Annotated in this window: 15 protein-coding genes and 1 riboswitch; of the genes, 9 read left to right on the forward strand and 6 right to left on the reverse strand. The window is 68.7% G+C overall.

Features of this window, described 5'->3' with window-relative positions:
- The first annotated feature begins 1 nt into the window (after position 1).
- The 4 genes from BCM27_RS06725 to BCM27_RS06740 are packed head-to-tail and all read left to right on the forward strand — an operon-like array spanning position 2 to position 3,840.
- Positions 2–1,237 (forward strand): homogentisate 1,2-dioxygenase, encoded by a 1,236-nt coding sequence (locus BCM27_RS06725; protein WP_004020216.1) that lies wholly within the window; start codon positions 2–4, stop codon positions 1,235–1,237.
- Positions 1,234–1,740, forward strand: a complete 507-nt coding sequence (locus tag BCM27_RS06730; protein WP_004020215.1) for a nuclear transport factor 2 family protein — start codon at positions 1,234–1,236, stop codon at positions 1,738–1,740. The genes BCM27_RS06725 and BCM27_RS06730 overlap by 4 nt, the downstream gene beginning before the upstream one ends.
- A 4-nt stretch (positions 1,741–1,744) precedes the next feature.
- The gene (locus tag BCM27_RS06735; RefSeq protein WP_004020214.1) at positions 1,745–2,938 is read left to right on the forward strand and encodes a CaiB/BaiF CoA transferase family protein; all 1,194 of its coding nucleotides are present in this window, start codon (positions 1,745–1,747) and stop codon (positions 2,936–2,938) included.
- Positions 2,935–3,840, forward strand: coding sequence for a hydroxymethylglutaryl-CoA lyase (locus BCM27_RS06740; RefSeq protein ID WP_004020213.1), 906 nt, complete (start codon positions 2,935–2,937; stop codon positions 3,838–3,840). Before BCM27_RS06735 ends, BCM27_RS06740 begins: the two co-directional genes overlap by 4 nt.
- 13 nt (positions 3,841–3,853) lie before the next feature.
- On the opposite strand, the gene BCM27_RS06745 is transcribed toward BCM27_RS06740, so the two are convergent.
- Together BCM27_RS06745 and BCM27_RS06750 are read right to left on the reverse strand one after the other, a co-directional pair.
- Positions 3,854–4,669: a bifunctional allantoicase/(S)-ureidoglycine aminohydrolase gene (locus tag BCM27_RS06745; protein WP_004020212.1), complete on the reverse strand. Its 816-nt coding sequence runs from the start codon at positions 4,667–4,669 to the stop codon at positions 3,854–3,856.
- Positions 4,666–5,940 carry a DUF6986 family protein gene (locus BCM27_RS06750; protein WP_004020211.1) on the reverse strand — a complete coding sequence of 425 codons (1,275 nt, stop codon included), beginning with the start codon at positions 5,938–5,940 and terminating at the stop codon, positions 4,666–4,668. The genes BCM27_RS06745 and BCM27_RS06750 overlap by 4 nt, the downstream gene beginning before the upstream one ends.
- A 157-nt stretch (positions 5,941–6,097) precedes the next feature.
- On the opposite strand from BCM27_RS06750, the gene BCM27_RS06755 reads away from it, so the two are divergent.
- A complete protein-coding gene (locus BCM27_RS06755; RefSeq protein WP_004020210.1) occupies positions 6,098–6,859 on the forward strand; it encodes an IclR family transcriptional regulator in 762 nt (253 codons plus the stop codon).
- 3 nt (positions 6,860–6,862) lie between these two features.
- On the opposite strand, the gene BCM27_RS06760 is transcribed toward BCM27_RS06755, so the two are convergent.
- Both BCM27_RS06760 and BCM27_RS06765 read right to left on the reverse strand, forming a co-directional pair.
- Positions 6,863–9,235: a protein kinase domain-containing protein gene (locus BCM27_RS06760; protein WP_004020209.1), complete on the reverse strand. Its 2,373-nt coding sequence runs from the start codon at positions 9,233–9,235 to the stop codon at positions 6,863–6,865.
- A 128-nt stretch (positions 9,236–9,363) separates the two neighbouring features.
- Positions 9,364–11,490 carry an RCC1 domain-containing protein gene (locus BCM27_RS06765; protein WP_004020208.1) on the reverse strand — a complete coding sequence of 709 codons (2,127 nt, stop codon included), beginning with the start codon at positions 11,488–11,490 and terminating at the stop codon, positions 9,364–9,366.
- A gap of 101 nt (positions 11,491–11,591) precedes the next feature.
- Here BCM27_RS06765 and BCM27_RS06770 point away from each other — a divergent pair, with 101 nt between their 5' ends.
- Genes BCM27_RS06770 through BCM27_RS06785 form a run of 4 tightly spaced genes read left to right on the forward strand, consistent with a single transcriptional unit; the run spans position 11,592 to position 13,348 of the window.
- A complete protein-coding gene (locus tag BCM27_RS06770) occupies positions 11,592–11,864 on the forward strand; it encodes a hypothetical protein (RefSeq protein ID WP_004020207.1) in 273 nt (90 codons plus the stop codon).
- A 5-nt stretch (positions 11,865–11,869) separates the two neighbouring features.
- A complete protein-coding gene (moaC, locus tag BCM27_RS06775) occupies positions 11,870–12,421 on the forward strand; it encodes a cyclic pyranopterin monophosphate synthase MoaC (RefSeq protein ID WP_004020206.1) in 552 nt (183 codons plus the stop codon).
- A complete protein-coding gene (locus tag BCM27_RS06780; protein ID WP_004020205.1) occupies positions 12,414–12,905 on the forward strand; it encodes a MogA/MoaB family molybdenum cofactor biosynthesis protein in 492 nt (163 codons plus the stop codon). Before moaC ends, BCM27_RS06780 begins: the two co-directional genes overlap by 8 nt.
- Positions 12,902–13,348 (forward strand): molybdenum cofactor biosynthesis protein MoaE, encoded by a 447-nt coding sequence (locus BCM27_RS06785; RefSeq protein ID WP_004020204.1) that lies wholly within the window; start codon positions 12,902–12,904, stop codon positions 13,346–13,348. The genes BCM27_RS06780 and BCM27_RS06785 overlap by 4 nt, the downstream gene beginning before the upstream one ends.
- An 88-nt stretch (positions 13,349–13,436) precedes the next feature.
- Here BCM27_RS06785 and BCM27_RS06790 read toward each other — a convergent pair whose 3' ends face one another.
- Positions 13,437–14,057: a transglycosylase family protein gene (locus tag BCM27_RS06790; protein WP_004020203.1), complete on the reverse strand. Its 621-nt coding sequence runs from the start codon at positions 14,055–14,057 to the stop codon at positions 13,437–13,439.
- A 6-nt stretch (positions 14,058–14,063) separates the two neighbouring features.
- Positions 14,064–14,247, reverse strand: a riboswitch (cyclic di-AMP (ydaO/yuaA leader).
- Positions 14,248–14,504: 257 nt separating this feature from the next.
- On the reverse strand, positions 14,505–14,753 hold the full coding sequence (locus BCM27_RS06795) for a MoaD/ThiS family protein (protein ID WP_004020202.1): 249 nt from the start codon (positions 14,751–14,753) through the stop codon (positions 14,505–14,507).
- Position 14,754 lies beyond the last annotated feature (1 nt).

The following is a 14,754-nucleotide window of genomic DNA, read 5'->3' on the forward strand; positions in this document are numbered from 1 at the left end:
CATGGTGTACTACCGTGCCGTGGGAGACATACCCGCCAAGAGGCACACGATGTTCGAGACCCGATATGGCGCACCGTGTTTCGAGGAGTTCATCGGTGAGGAAGGATTCTCGTCGACCGGGTCGCTGCTGTATCACCGCTCAGTCCCATCCAATCTGGTCGGCGCCCGCGACTGGCTCCCCGGAGATCTCGGCACCACGGTGAACCACCCGCTCGGTCCGCGGCATTTCCGGTTGCCCGAGCTGTTCGCGAACGACACGTACCGAGGGAACGATCTCGTCCGTGATCGTCGGCTCATCCTGTCCAATCCGGATGTGCGGATCAGCTATGTGGTCGCCGATCGGCCGAGTGTGTTGTACAGCAACGGTATCGGCGACGAAGTGGTGTACATCGAGAGCGGCCGGGCCGTTCTCGAGAGTGTCTTCGGCCGGATCGAGGTCGAGTCGGGCGACAACGTGGTCATCCCGCGTGTCGCCATCCACCGGTGGATCCCCGAGGACGTCGAGACCGTCGGACCCCTGAAAGCGTTCGTCGTGGAGGGTGCCGGACATGTTCGGTTCCCGCGCCGGTACCTCAGCGAGTTCGGCCAGTTCCTCGAAGGAGCTCCGCTGTGCGAGCGGGACATTCGCGGACCCCAGGGGTCCACGATGGTCACCGGTGAGGCGGCCGACGCCGACACGGATGTGTACGTCAAACACCGCACCGCTTCCGGCATCCTGGGATCGGTGGTGACCTACGACCATCATCCGTTCGACGTCGTGGGCTGGGACGGGTGCCTGTACCCGTACGCGTTCAATTACCGCGACTTCTCACCGGTCACCGGTGAGATATTGCAGCCACCCACCTCGTATCAGATCCTCGAGGGACGAAACTTCGTGATCTGCAACTTCGTTCCGCGCCCCCTCGAGTACCATCCGCGTGCACTCAAGGTTCCCTACTATCACTCGAACGTCGACTCCGATGAGGTGATGTTCTACCACGCGGGCGAGACCGCGGCCCGCAAGGGATCCGGGATAGGCAACGCCTCGGTGTCCCTCCACCCGGCCGCGTATACGCACGGTCCCGGTCGGCAGGCCTACCTGGACTCGCCGGCGATGACCGAGAGCAACGAGATGGCCTTCATGGTCGACACATTCAACCCGCTCGAACTGGGCGAGGGCGCCCTCGCCAGCGACGATCCCGGATATGCGGGGCACTGGACGCGCGGCCGCGGCGTCGTGCGGGAGGAATCGGCATGAGCACCGCCGATGCGCGACTGGCCATCCAGGACGCGCTGTACACGTACGCACGCGGGGTCGACCGCCTCGACTTCGACCTGATCCGGTCCTGCTATCACCCCGGCGCCGTGGACGATCACGGCGGGTACGTCGGGGACGTCGAGGGCCTGATCGACGACATCAGACAGCGCCACGAGACCATCGACTCGTCGCAACACCTGATGCTCAACATCATGATCGAATTCGACTCCGACACATCGGCGCTCGTCGAGTCGCATTGCCTGGTGTTCATGCGCTGGTTCCCTGAGGTCGACGGGGGTCCGCAGCGTCGCCGCACCGTGCGGGCGCGTCTGATCGACCGTTTCGAACTGCGCGCGGGGCAATGGAAGACAGCTCGTCGCGTCGTCGCTTTCGAGGAGTCGGTCGAGGACGACGTGGTCGATCTGGTGGGTCCGACCTGGACGAGGTCGACGCGAGATCGCACCGACCCGCTGTACCGACTGCAAGAATTGAGTGAGAGGTAGAACTGTGCTTGTCAATGGGCACCCGGAATCAACCGGCGCGCTGTCCGGGGTACGCGTGATCGAACTCGGGCAACTGATCGCGGGACCATTCGCCGGTCAGATGATGGCCGACAACGGCGCCGATGTCATCAAGGTCGAGCAACCCGGCGCGGGGGATCCCATGCGGAACTGGGGGGTGGTGCATGCGGGGAAGTCACTGTCATGGAACGTCATCGCGCGTGGAAAGCGCTGCGTCACCGCTGATCTGCACACGGAGGAGGGGCGTCGTTTCGTCCTCGACCTCGTGCGGCAATCCGATGTGGTGATCGAGAACTTCCGTCCCGGGACACTCGAGCGATTCGGTCTCGGGTTCGACGTACTCGCCGAGGTCAATCCGCGTGTCGTCCTGACGAGGGTGAGCGGCTTCGGACAGCACGGGCCCTATTCCGCACGTGCCGGGTACGGTTCGATCGGCGAAGCGATGGGAGGCCTGCGCGCTCTGGTCGGGGACCCGGACCGCCCGCCGAGTCGATTCGGCGTGTCGTTGGGGGACCTGCTCGCCGGCATGCACGCCATGGTCGGGACCCTCATGGCGTTGTACGCCAGGAACGAGTCGGGCCGCGGCCAGGTCGTCGACGTGTCGATCTACGAGTCGGTACTCGCCTTGACCGAGGGGCTCGTCTCCGATTACGCCGTCGCTGGTGTCACGCGCGAGCGGTCCGGGGCGGTGCTCCCCGGTGTCGCCCCGAGCAACGTCTACGAAACCGGCGACGGACACATGCTGCTGATCGCCGCCAATCAGGACTCGGTGTTCGGGCGGTTGGCGCAGGCGATGGGCGAGCCGTCCCTGGCAGTGGATGAACGGTACGCCACGCATCAGGCGCGGGGCGAGCGTCAGGCCGAACTCGACACCAGGATCGGGGCGTGGACGCGATCGCACTGCGCCGCCGACGTGGAGAGCCTTCTCGACGAGCACGGGGTTCCGTGCGGGCGCATCTACGGTGCGCGGGACATGTTGCAGGACGAGCACTTTCGTGCACGACAGTCGATCGTGGAAGTCGACGACGAGGTGCTCGGGTCGGTACCCATGCAGTCCGTCGCCCCGCGTCTGAGCGACACTCCGGGACGTATCCGGTGGGGAGGCGGGGGACGAGGTCAGCACGACACCGAGGTTCGCGAATGGTTGACGGCCGTCACCGAGGGTGAGCGTGCACGGTGACCCGGTCGGTCCAGATCGTCGACGTCACTCTTCGCGACGGGCTCCAGAACGAGTCGGTGATCCCGACCACCGCAGCGAAGGTGGACCTCGCGCGCCGGCTGGTCGACGCCGGTGCGCGCCGGATCGAAGCCGTCTCCTTCGTGCACCCGCGCGCGGTTCCGGCGATGGCCGACGCCGAAGCGGTGATGGCGGCGGTGGGCGGCCCGCCGGGGGTGCGGTACAGCGGATTGGTGCTCAACGAACGAGGATTGGATCGCGCCCTCGCTGCGCGGGTCGATGAAGTCAATGTCGTTGTGTGCGCGAGTGACACGTTCAGTCGTCGAAACCAGAACATGTCCACTGCCGAGTCGTCGGCGATCGCGTCGACCATCGTGCGGCGAGCCGGCGACGCGGGTGTCCCGGCCACGGTGACGGTGGCCACCGCGTTCGGGTGTCCATTCGAGGGTGAGGTGGCAGAAGACGCAGTCCTCGACATCGTCCGTGCCGCCGTCGCCGCCGGTGCCGCCGAAGTGGCTCTCGCCGACACCATCGGGGTTGCCGTACCCGCTCAGGTTGCGAGCCTGGGCCGGAAGGTGCGAGAGCTCGCCGACGGCAGGGCACTTCGTTTCCATTTCCACGACACCCGTAACACCGGTATCGCCAACGCCTGGATCGCAATCGAAGTCGGGGCCGATGCGCTCGACGCCTCGTCGGGCGGAATCGGGGGGTGTCCCTTTGCGCCTGCCGCTACCGGGAACGTGGCAACGGAGGACCTGGTCTATCTTCTCGACAGATCGGGTGTGGAGCACGGATTGGACCTCGAGGGCGTCGTCGACGCCGGACGCCGGGCCGTCGGCCTGATCGGGCGTGAGCCGACGTCGAGTCTGGCCCTTGCCGGGGGATTTCCGTCGCCACGCGCGTGAGGGCTCGATCGGGTCAGAGCACGATCTGTCGGTTGACGTCCTTGTAGAGGAGGTAGCGGAAGTTCGACGGTCCGCCGGCGTAGCAGGCCTGCGGGCAGAAGGCGCGCAGGGACATGTAGTCGCCCGCCTGGACCTCCACCCAGTCCTCGTTGAGCCGGTAGACGGCCTTGCCCTCCAGGACGTACAGACCGTGCTCCATCACGTGGGTCTCGGCGAAGGGGATCGACGCGCCGGGCTCGAAGGTCACGATGTTGACGTGCATGTCGTAGGCGAGGTCCTGCGGGTCGAGCATTCTCGTTGTCCGCCAGGCGCCGTCGGTGTCGGGCATCGCGGTGGGCTCGATGTCGCGCTCGTTGCCGAACTTCGGGGCAGGCTCATGGCCGGCGATCGGCTCGTAGCGCTTGCGGATCCAGTGGAACGACGCCGGGACGTCGCCGCGGTTGTGTGCCGACCACGGTGTGCCCGCGGGCAGGTAGCCGAAGCCACCGTCGGACAGGACGTGCTCCTCGCCCGCGATGGTCACGGTCAGCGATCCGGCGGTGACGAAGACGAAACCCTCGACCTCCGACTGCGGTTCGGGCGCAGCCGATCCGCCGCCCGGGGCGACCTCCACGATCGTCTGGGCGAAGGTCTGCGCGCCACCGGGTACCGGACGGTTCAGCACCCACGCGCGGGTGTCGATCCACTCCGGGAAGACCGACGTGACGATGTCGCGGAACACGCCACGGGGGATCACCGTGTACGCCTCGGTGACGACCGCGCGATCGGTGAGCAGATCGGTCTGCGGCGGGAGTCCTCCCGCGGGTGTGTAATACGGTGTCGCGTTCATCGGGCTGTCCTCTGTGAGTGGGGGAATGCGAGTTCGCGCACCTTCGCGATGGGCAGGTCGGTAGCGGTCTCGACCTCGTCGACGGTCAGCGCGCCGCACAGTTCTCCGCGTCGGATGAAACCGGCGAGCGCACGTGCCGTCGCAGGCTCGTCGAGCACCGACGACTCGATGCGGTGCGCGTAGTTCCGCAAACGTGCTGCGGCCGAGTCGAATCCGTCACGGTAGAAGGCGTACGTCGCCAAGAAGCGGGTGACGAGTTGAGCGGGATGCAGATCCCAGCCCTGGTAGAAGCCGCGTTCGAGGTGACGGCGGACGAGTCTCGCGTGCAAGGCCCAACCGGCGTGGACGGCCTCAGCGTCCCCGACCGGGAGGATGTTCGTCGATCCGTCCGACAGTCGCACTCCGGTGCCGGCCGCCGCGAGCTGCATCACGGCCTTCGCGTGGTCGGCGGCGGGATGCTCCATCGACTGATAGGCGGCGGCGATGCCGAGGGACGCCGAGTAGTCGTAGGTCCCGTAGTGCAGTGCGGTCACCCGGCCGTCGCCGGCATGGATCATCGACGCGACCGCCGCAGTGCCGTCGGCGCTCATCACCGCCTGTGGGGTTTCCACCTGGATCTCGAAGCCGATGCGTCCCTGCGGAAGTCCGTGAATGCGCTCGAGTTCGCGGGCGACGGCGACCATCGCGACCGCCTGGTCGGTCGAGGTGACCTTCGGCAGCGTCAGCGTCAGCCCCGCCGGCAGATCTCCGGTGTCGGCGAGACCGGCGACGAACAAGTCGAGGGTGCGCAGGCCGCGTGCCCGCACGTCGGCCTCGAAGCACTTGAAGCGGATGCCGAGAAACGGCGGTGACGTGTCGCCGGCCGTACGGATCGCGGCGACGGCAGCCGCCACGGCCGCGTCCTCCTCGTCGTCGGAGCGGACGCCGTAACCGTCTTCGAAGTCGATGCGCAGATCCTCGATGGGCTCGGTGCGCAGTTTGCCCTCCACCAGGTCCGCGAGTGCGGTTGCTGTCGAGTCGGTGTGGGCGACGGTCGAGCGGGCGATCGCGGCGAGGCCGCCGTGGTCGGCAGCTGCATCCAGCGCCGCGCGTCCCCACTCCTGCGGCAGGTTCGCCGAGTACCGGTCGGCGGGGACGTAGACCGTGTGGACCGGCTGGCGACTCCCGTCGTCGCCCGGATACCGATCGGACAGGACCGCATCCGCCGGTGCCAGGGCGGCCTCGAGTTCGGCGAGGAAAGTCGCGTCGAGGCGACCGGGTTGCACGCTCACGAGGCGCCCCTTTCGTTCGGCCGGCTGTGGAAAAACAATTCCGCAGAGCGGAGTTTACTGCAGGGAGGGTGATCGCCACCAGCCCCGTGCGCCGACGGCGGCCGATTGTGGTTTCACATCATGGAACGTAGCGTGATGCCGGAGTGTGGAGGTGGCGATGGCGGGGAACTCGGGCGGTGTGCAGTCCGTCGAGCGCGCGTTCGAGTTGCTCGAACTCATCGGACGCGCCGGCGGCGAATGCTCGCTGAGTCATCTGTCGGCGGAATCACCGCTGCCGCCTCCCACCATCCATCGACTGCTCCGGACGCTCGTGGGAATCGGATACGTCCGGCAGCTCCCGAACCGGTCATACGCCCTGGGTCCTCGGCTCATCCGGCTCGGCGAGGTGGCCAACCGGCAACTCGGCGCCGTGGCCGCGCCCGTCCTGGCCTCGCTGGTCGGCGAGCTCAGCGAGACCGCGAGTCTCGCAGTACTCGACGGCGACATGGTCATCTACGTGGCGCAGGTCCCGTCGCCGCACAGCATGCGCACCAACAACGAGGTCGGGCGCCGGGTGACCATGCACAACACCGCGGTGGGCAAGGCGGTCCTCGCCGAACTCGACGATGCGCGCATCCTCAAGCACGTCACGCAAGCCGGCCTGACCGCCGCCACCGAATGGAGTGTCACGTCGTTGTCCGGCGTGTTCGCCGCCGTCGAGCAGGTGCGCGCGGACGGTGTCGCCACCGACGAACAGGAACACGAGGTCGGGGTCTGCGGCATGGCGGTCGCGGTGCCCGGCGCCCCCACACCCATGGCGGTCGGCATCTCGGGACCGGTGGCCCGATTCGACGACGACCTCCGTGCCCGGGCGATCGGCGCCCTCCGCACCGCCGCCGGGACCGTGTCCGAAGCGCTGATCGGGTCCAGGGAGACGTAGGGACTAGATGGTGAGCTTCGTCGGCGTCGTGCGGTTCGCGCCGTCGCCGCTGGAACCGTCGCCGATCTGGCCGTCGTTGTTGAATCCCCAGCAGTACACCGATGCCGCCGACATCGCGCACGACGTCCCGTTGCCGGTCGAGATCGACGTGACGTCGGTCAGGGTCGAGACCTCGCGGGGGATCTTCACCGATCCGCCGGCGGAGCCGAGCTGGCTGCGATCGTCGTCTCCCCAGCAGAAGGCCCGGTCGTCGGAGACCGCACAGGTGGTGCCCCAGTCGGTGGAGATGGCCGAGACCCCGCCCAGATTTCCGACCTGGACCGGTGTCTGTCGGGTCTCGCTGGTGCCGTCACCGATCTGACCGTAGGCGTTGGAACCCCAGCACCACGCGTCACCGCCGGCGACCGCGCAGGTCGTCTGGAAGTAGGTGCTGGTGTTGGTGTTCGGGTCGTCGTCATCGGCCGCCTCGTGATAACCGCCGATGGCGATGTCGGTGACGTCGGTCAGCGAGCCGACCTTGACCGGTGCCGATCGCGCGGTCGTGCTGCCGTCACCGATCTGCCCGTTGTCGTTGGCTCCCCAGCAGAACGCCGAGCCGTCCGACACCGCGCAGGTGGTGCCGTAGGCGGTCGCGATGTCGGTGACGACGCCGAGTCCGGGCACCTTGACCGGGGCCGACACCGGGTCGGTGCCGCCGCCGTTGCCGAGCTGGCCGTATTCGTTGTTGCCCCAGCAGTAGGCGTCGGTGCCGGCGACGGCGCACGTGGTGCCCCACCCGGTGGAGATCGCCTTGACGTCGGAGATGGTGCCGACCTTGGTCGCGGCATCCACCGTCGATCCGCTGGCGCCGTTGCCGACCTCGCCGTAATGGTTGTTGCCCCAACAGAATGCGTCGCCCGCGGCGATGGCGCATGCCGTCGAGACGTAGGCGTTCTCGCCGGTGAGGTAGCCGCCCGTGGTGACCGCGGTGGCGTTCGAGACCCCGGTCACCGCGACCGGGCGGGTATGCGGGGTCGTCGTGCCGTCGCCGAGCTGCCCGGTGTCGTTGTCGCCCCAGCAGTGCACGCTGCCGTTGACCACGGCGCAGCTGCTGCCGAAGTTGGTGCTCACCACCGGCTGGGCGACGGCGGCCTTCTCGGGGTCGTCGACGGTGCTGCCGATGACGGCCAGCCCGACGACGGCCGCGACCACGAGCAGCAGCACGGCGCCGAGCACGCCGGCGACGATCAGCCCGGTCCGCTTCTTCTTTTTCGGCGGGACCGGGGGCATGCCGGGGTAACCGGGCTGGGGGTGGACCGGCTGGGCGTGCGGGCCGGAGAGGTGCGGTGCCGACGAGTACATCGGCTGCTGCCCCGACGGTTTGCTCATCAGCGGTTGCGGGCCGGACGGCCCGGTCATCGTCGCCTGGGGAGGAGGCGTGTACTGGCCGTGGGGTGGGCCGAACTGCTGCTGGGGTCCCGAGGGGTGCGGGGCCGGCGCGCCACCCGTGCCGCCACCGACGAGAGTGGGTGGGGGCACCGAGCCGGCGACCATCGTGTTGCCCTGTGCGGCAGGCGAATCGAGAGCCGCCTGCAATGCGGCCGCGAAACTGCGGCAGTCGGGGTACCGGGCCGCGGGGTTCTTCGACAACGCGCGCTGGAACACCGGGTCGAGGTGGGCGAGGTCTCCGCGCAGCCGGCCGATGTGGGGGACCGGACGCTGGATGTGTCCCAGCATCACCGACGGCTCGGACTGACCGACGAACGGAGGCTGCCCCGCGAGCAGTGCGTAGGCCGTACAGGCCAGCGAGTACTGATCCGATCGCGCGGTGGCGTCGGCTCCCTCGAGTGTCTCCGGGGCCGAGAAGGCGACCGTCCCGATGAAGGAGTGGGTACCGGTCAGATTCGCCGAGCCGGCGAGTTTGGCGATGCCGAAGTCGAGTACGAGGGCGCGCTCGACGGCGTTCGTCGCCGGATCGCGGGTGACGAGGATGTTGGCCGGCTTGATGTCCCGGTGCACCACATGATGGCGGTGCGCGTAGTCGAGAGCGTCGGCCACCTGCGAGACGACCGTCGACACCTCGGCGGGCGTCAGGCGTTCGTCGGTGAGGTCCTTGCCGTCGACGTAGCTCATCGAGAACCACGGGGACCCGTCCTCGATGCCGTACTGGTGGATGGTGATGATGCTGCGGTGGTCGAGCTTCGCGGTGGTGCGTGCCTCGTTGGTGAAGCGCTGGTTGAACCCGGGCTGGGCGCTGACCGCCGTCGAGATCACCTTCAGGGCCTCGCGCCGCTCCAGCTGCAGGTTCTCGACGAGGTACACCTCGCCCATACCGCCCGCACCGAGCTGGGAGACCACCCGATAGCCGGCGATGTGGGTGCCGGGACTCAACGGCACGGCGTCACCTCTTCCTGAGCTTGGCGAATGAACGGCGCCCAAATGGCCGCTCTCGCAGACGTATGCAGGGACGATACCGAAGCCGAAGGGGTCCGGGGCACCCTTCAACCGGATGACGGAGCGCGTCGCTAGAACGTGACCTGCGTAGGGGTGGGACGGTCGTCGGTACCGCCGACGCCGAGCTGCCCGGTGGCGTTGAAGCCCCAGCACCAGAGGTACGACGCCGCGTACGCGCACGAGGTTCGCTCGCCGGTCGAAATCGCACTCACCTCGGACAATTGGGGCACCCGGGTGGGCGCGGGCCGGTCGGTCAGGGTGCCGTCGCCGACCGACCCCCAGGCGTTGGCTCCCCAGCAGTACGCGACGCCACCCGCCACCGCGCAGGTGGTGTTCGCCGTTCCGGTGCTGACGGCGTCGACCCCGTCGACCCCGTCGAGGCCGGTCACGGGCGTCGCCGTCCGGCGGCCGTAGGTGGTGCCGTCGCCGAGCTGCCCGAAGTCGTTGTTGCCCCAGCAATACGCGCTCGCCCCAGCGATCGCGCAGGCGGTGGCGGCACCGGCGGAGACCGTGGTCGCGCCGTCGAGATCGCCGACGCGGGTCGGGCGAGCCCGGTTCGTGGTCGTGCCGTCGCCGACCTGACCGTTGTCGTTGAGTCCCCAGCAGTAGGCGTCGCCGGCCGCGACGGCGCAGGTGAAGTTCACCCCGACGCTGATCGCGGTCACGTCGTCGAGCCCGGCGACGCGAACGGGCCGGTACTGGTTCGCGGTGGAGCCGTCACCGAGCTGGTCGAAGTCGTTGGTGCCCCAGCAGTAGGCCGCGCCTGCCGAGATCGCGCAGGTGGCCCAGTTGGCGGTCGAGATGGCGGTGACGTCGGCGAGACCGGCGACCCGGGTCGGCGTCAGGCGCGCGTCGGTCGTACCGTCGCCGAGCTGCCCGTAGTCGTTGTTGCCCCAGCAGTAGGCGAGTCCCGCGGCAATCGCGCAGCTGTTGGGGCCACCGGTGCTGATCGCGGTGACATCGCTGAGATCGGCCACTCGGGTGGGTGTCTGGCGGGCTTCGGTGGTGCCGTCGCCGAGTTGGCCTGCGGTGTTGTCGCCCCAGCAGTAGGCGGTCCCGTCCCGGATCGAACAGGTGGCCCCGAGGCCGGCGCTCAGCTGCGCCTGGGCGTCCGTGGCCGCCAGGGGTGACGACGCGGCGTCGGAGGTGGTCCCGTCGTCGCCGCCGAGGGTGACGACCCCGATCGCGACCGCCGTCGCGAGGAGAGCGACCGCGACGACCGCGGCCAACGCGAGCGGCCAGCGGCGGCGGTGCGGCGGCGGAGACGATGCCGGCGGCGGCGTCGGGGACGAGACCGTCGGCGGCGGCGTCTGTGGTCGCGGTGTGATGACCTGCGTCGCAGGTGTGACGAGCGTGCGTGACCGGTCGTCGGTTCCGGCCCGTTGGAGCGCGGCGTGTAGCTCTGCAGCGAATGCGCGGCAGGTGGGGTATCGGTCCAGGGGGCCGCGAGCGAGCGCACGGTCGAAGACGGGGTCGAGAGCGCCGAGCACCGGTCGGTGGCTGCTGATCGGCGCCGGGCGCGTCGTGAGCTTCGCGACGATGTGCCGGGTCTGCGTATCGGCGTCGAACGGCGTTGCGCCGGAGAGGAGTTCGTAGGCCGTGCAGGCCAGGGCGTATTGGTCCGACGCGGGGCCCGCCGGTTTGCCGTCGAGGATCTCCGGCGCGGCGTACACGAGAGTTCCCACGAACGACGACGGCGCGGTCAGCGTGGTGGCGGTGGTCAGCTTCGCGATCCCGAAGTCGAGGACGACCACGCGGTCGAGGGCGTCGTCCATCGCGCGGCGCGTGACCATGATGTTGCCGGGCTTGATGTCGCGGTGGATCACGCCGTGTTCGTGCGCGTAGTCGAGCGCATCGGCCACCCGGTGGACCACGGCCACCACCTCGTCCGGGCGCAGCGAGGCGCGGCGGAGGTCCCGGCCGTCGAGGTAGGTCATCGTGAACCAGGGGTCGCCGTCGGTGACGCCGTAGTGGTAGATCGTCACGATCGCGGGGTGGTCGAGGGCCGCCGCGGTCTGCGCCTCACGGCTGAATCGCCGCGCGAACTCCTCGTCGACGGTCTCGCCGATCGAGATCACCTTCAGCGCCTCACGACGACGCAGTTGCGGATTCTCGACCAGATACACGGTGCCCATCCCGCCGCTGCCCAACCGGGTGATCACCGGGTAGCCGGCGACCTGGACTGGCTGGGCGGCCATGAGCGCCTCCTGGTGGCGTGACCTGTGTTGCGACGACGATAGCCCCTCCCGAGGCCGTCCTGCCCGGACACGGCACTTGTTCATCCGAACGTCATGGCACAATGCTCGACGTGGCAAACAAAACTGGCGCTGACACATCCACCCCCGGCGAAGCGGGTGCCGGCACCGGCAAGATCGTCGAATCTGCCAAGGGCAAGAAGCAGTATGTCGACAACGGCTGGCCGCAGGACGACAACGGCGACGCGGCCGAGCACGCCGTCTCCGAACTCGCGACGCACATCCCCGGTGCGCTGTCGCCGTTCGGCGACACCGAGTTCCCCCTTCCGGTCGACGACCTGCCGTTCGTGCAGTCGAAGACCGTCGTCAACCGCTGACACCGATGCCGCCCACCGGAACTGACGAAGGTGGGTCGGACTCGCGCGGGCTCGCAGAGGCCGGCGGCTCACGGCTGAGCCACCTCGACGCCTCCGGGTCGGCCCGCATGGTCGACGTCGGTGCCAAGCCGTCGACGAGGCGTCGCGCCGTCGCCGCCGGTACGTTCCGGACCACCGCCGAGGTGATCGGCCTCCTCAGTGAGTCGAGGCTGCCCAAGGGGGATGTGCTCGCCACGGCTCGCATCGCCGGGATCATGGCGGCAAAACGGACCGACGAGCTGATCCCGCTGTGCCATCAGCTGGCGCTGTCGTCGGTCGAGGTCGACTTCGCGATCGGTACCGAGACGATCGAGGTGACCGCCACCGTGGCCACCTCCGGCCAGACGGGCGTCGAGATGGAGGCCTTGACCGCGGTCGCCGTCACCGGACTGACCTTGCACGACATGGTCAAGGCCGTGGACCGGCGGGCGCAGATGGACGGGATCCGCCTGCTCGCCAAGACCGGGGGCAAGTCGGGGGACTGGTATCGCGATCCGGCTGACCCCGCCGATGACTGACCCGAAGCCGCCTCGCGTCGCGCGCGTCGTCGTCGCATCGAACCGCGCCAGCACCGGCGTCTACGCCGACCGTTCCGGTCCGATCATCGAGGCATGGCTTGCCGAACAGGGGTTTTCGGTCGACGAGTGCGACGTCGTGGCCGACGGCCCGCCGGTGGGCGACGCCATCCGCGCCGCGGTCTACGCCGAGGTCGACCTCGTGATCACCACGGGCGGAACGGGCTTGACCCCCACCGACCGGACACCCGAACAGACCCGTCCGCTGCTCGACGTCGAGATCCCGGGTCTGGCCGACGCGATCCGCTCGGCGGGCCTGCCGAAGGTGCCGACCGCCGTCCTCTCACGCGGGCTGGCCGGTGTGGCCGGGACGACGCTCGTCGTGAACCTGCCCGGCTCGACGGGCGGGGTCCGTGACGGACTGGGCGTGCTCGCCGGCGTCGTCCACCACGCACTCGATCAGATCCGCGGAGGCGACCACCGATGACCGGAGATCCCGCCACCCGGGTGGTGCACACCGGGGTCGTGGACGAGGCGATCACGCTGGCCGAGCACGAGGCGATGGTTGCCGACGCCGCCGACGGCAAGGCCGGGGCGGTGGTCGGATTCGTCGGCGCCGTCCGCGACCACGACGGCGGACGAACGGTGACCGCCCTGCACTATTCGGGACATCCCACGGCCGCGACGGTCCTGGCCGAGGTCGTCGAACAGGTCTCCGCGGTCGACGGTGTACGCGCGGTCGCCGTGTCCCATCGGATCGGCGACCTCGCGATCGGCGACATCGCGTTCGTGGTGGCGGTGGCTGCCGACCATCGCCGAGCCGCGTTCCAGACCTGCTCGCGCCTCGTCGACGAGGTCAAGGCCCGGCTACCGGTCTGGAAGCATCAGTTCTTCGACGACGGCACCGACGAATGGGTCAACTCGGCCTGAGCCCAGCACCATTGGAAAAGGGCCCCGCACGGATGGTTCATCGTGCGGGGCCCTTCGTCTGGGTCCCAGATCGGGAGTGGAGCAGGGATCAGGGGTTGGGCAGCAGGTGCTTGTTGTCGTTGAACATCTTGATCTGGTCCTGGTTCAGCGAGACTCCGCTGTCCTTGGCCGCCTGCCAGAGGTTCTTGATCTCGGGGCTGACGCCGGCCTCGGTGAGGGCGTCGGTGACCTGCTTGGCGACGTCGTCGGTGGTCTTGGCCAGGTCGACGCTGCCGTTGCCGCCGGGGAGGACCGGAGCGATCTCACGCGGGGTGTCGGTCGGCGCGCTGCGCGGGGTCGAGCCCGAGAGGCCGGTGCCGCAGGTGGGCCATGCGCCCTTGCCCTGCGATCCGAGGACGCGCTCGGCGACGACGATCTGCTCTTCGCGCGAGGCCTGATCGGCGGTCGGGGCGAACTCGCCGCCACCGTGGCCGGACCAGGTGCTCGGGGAGAACTGCAGGCCGCCGTGGTAGCCGTTGCCGGTCGCGATGGCCCAGTTGCCACCGGACTCGCACTGCGCGACCTGGTTCCACTCGGCGTCGGTGGCCGCGTTGGCGGTACCGGTGCCCAGGAGGGCTGCTCCGCCGCCGAGGACTGCGCCGGTGAGGGCGACCTTGGTGATGGTCTTGGCGGCCGTGCTGGTCGTCTGCTTGCGATGACGTCCGGACATGTGTGTATTTCCTCTCTCCACGCGCCTACGAAGTCAGCTGTCGGGTTCGAGCGAGAGGTGCTCGGCCCCGGTTGTCGTGGCGGTTGCCGCGACTTCCGGGACTTAACCCCGAGGACACCTGGTGTGGTGTCCGGTCTCAGGGGATGAGGTTGGGTCCCCCGTCCTCGTTCCTAGATTGCTTGTCGTTCCCACCGGCGGAACGAGGCTCGGCGCGGCCGGTGGGACGTTATGTCTTGGTTGCTGTGTCGTGACCTCCGAGGAGGACGCTTCGTACAGTACGTCGTTCGTTGGACTGAATCACCTGCTTGAACGCAAGCGATTTTCGGCCCGGATCCGGGTCTTCCGACCCACTTCGGCCGTCATCCCAGTTCAACGGGTTAGTGGCCGTCCCGTGCCCATCCTGTTACCGGGCCGTGATGTGACTAAGGTCACAAGGGGGCTGTGGCGTCAGCCACCGGCAAACGGGGGGAGGACGTCGAGTGTCGTGCACGCGCCGAGCGCACGCGTCCGATCGGAGAACGCGACCTCGTCGCGCAGATACGAACAGCGTTCGAGAACCGTGGCAAGGGAGGGGTTTCCGGCCGCGAGGGTCTCCTCCAGGGCGCGGAGGGTGGTCGACGGGTCGACGTCGACAACCGTCTCCTCGGCGCCGGCCGCGGCGCGCGCGGCCGCGAAGAATCGCACTGTGAGCTGCATC

Source organism: Gordonia terrae, from assembly GCF_001698225.1.
Taxonomy (GTDB): domain Bacteria; phylum Actinomycetota; class Actinomycetes; order Mycobacteriales; family Mycobacteriaceae; genus Gordonia; species Gordonia terrae.

What these genes read in the sequence shown, in the direction of transcription:
- BCM27_RS06725 (WP_004020216.1), top strand. Translation starts at nt 2, where the DNA reads ATGGTGTACTACCGTGCCGTGGGAGACATACCCGCCAAGAGGCACACG.
- BCM27_RS06745 (WP_004020212.1), bottom strand. Translation starts at nt 4,669, where the DNA reads ATGAACGCGACACCGTATTACACACCCGCGGGAGGACTCCCGCCGCAG.
- BCM27_RS06780 (WP_004020205.1), top strand. Translation starts at nt 12,414, where the DNA reads ATGACTGACCCGAAGCCGCCTCGCGTCGCGCGCGTCGTCGTCGCATCG.
- moaC (WP_004020206.1), top strand. Translation starts at nt 11,870, where the DNA reads ATGCCGCCCACCGGAACTGACGAAGGTGGGTCGGACTCGCGCGGGCTC.
- BCM27_RS06765 (WP_004020208.1), bottom strand. Translation starts at nt 11,490, where the DNA reads ATGGCCGCCCAGCCAGTCCAGGTCGCCGGCTACCCGGTGATCACCCGG.
- BCM27_RS06755 (WP_004020210.1), top strand. Translation starts at nt 6,098, where the DNA reads ATGGCGGGGAACTCGGGCGGTGTGCAGTCCGTCGAGCGCGCGTTCGAG.
- BCM27_RS06795 (WP_004020202.1), bottom strand. Translation starts at nt 14,753, where the DNA reads ATGCAGCTCACAGTGCGATTCTTCGCGGCCGCGCGCGCCGCGGCCGGC.
- BCM27_RS06790 (WP_004020203.1), bottom strand. Translation starts at nt 14,057, where the DNA reads ATGTCCGGACGTCATCGCAAGCAGACGACCAGCACGGCCGCCAAGACC.
- BCM27_RS06785 (WP_004020204.1), top strand. Translation starts at nt 12,902, where the DNA reads ATGACCGGAGATCCCGCCACCCGGGTGGTGCACACCGGGGTCGTGGAC.
- BCM27_RS06770 (WP_004020207.1), top strand. Translation starts at nt 11,592, where the DNA reads ATGCTCGACGTGGCAAACAAAACTGGCGCTGACACATCCACCCCCGGC.
- BCM27_RS06730 (WP_004020215.1), top strand. Translation starts at nt 1,234, where the DNA reads ATGAGCACCGCCGATGCGCGACTGGCCATCCAGGACGCGCTGTACACG.